Origin of the sequence: Amphritea sp., assembly GCF_050300915.1 — a bacterium.
In the GTDB taxonomy this organism is placed as follows: domain Bacteria; phylum Pseudomonadota; class Gammaproteobacteria; order Pseudomonadales; family Balneatricaceae; genus Amphritea.
Genome location: NZ_JBNKYN010000233.1, coordinates 1 through 553, shown reverse-complemented (window position 1 = coordinate 553; position 553 = coordinate 1). Strand labels below are relative to the sequence as shown.

Sequence of the window (553 nt, the reverse complement as noted above, 5' to 3'; positions counted from 1 at the left end):
GTGAAGATTCCTCTATCTTGATGATTTCGATGGTAGTGGCCAATGCTATGGCGTTGTTGAAGAGTCACTTGTCGGATCTTGATGTGGAACTTCTGCGCAAGGACTTTGTGGTTGATGAGGCGCATCATGAAGTGCTGGCCAGTGGCACATACGACGTCGCTCACAAATTTGCATCATCTTATGATTTCCCTAGCCTTGCTGAGTCCGAAGACAATGATAGTCCTAGGAACATGTAACTCTTCTCCTGTATGCTGCAATAGATCCCTGTTAATAAGAATTTTTTTGACTCTTTTCAAATACCTGATAGATATAGATATATAGATGCCCCTTGCTTTTCATACGCTGATGATAAATGTTGTATGAAAAGTATGTTGATATGTCAATCGAGATCTACTAATTCTGCGAGTACAAAAAGTATTAGATGGTTATTACTTAGGGACCGTCAATCAGGAGCCCCTTGCTTTTTGTATGTTGTGCTGCGCATGAAAAAAACATAAAACAGATGTTAAGGGACCGTCAATTAGGAACCCCTTACTTTTTGTATGTAGCATTG

At 40.1% G+C, this 553-nt stretch carries 1 protein-coding gene; it reads left to right on the top strand.

The window, feature by feature from the left end; all coding sequences use genetic code 11:
- Positions 1 to 236: hypothetical protein (locus ACQY8X_RS21175; RefSeq protein WP_428037104.1), on the top strand; the 236-nt coding region annotated here is incomplete at its 5' end.
- Between the last annotated feature and the right edge of the window lie 317 nt (positions 237 to 553).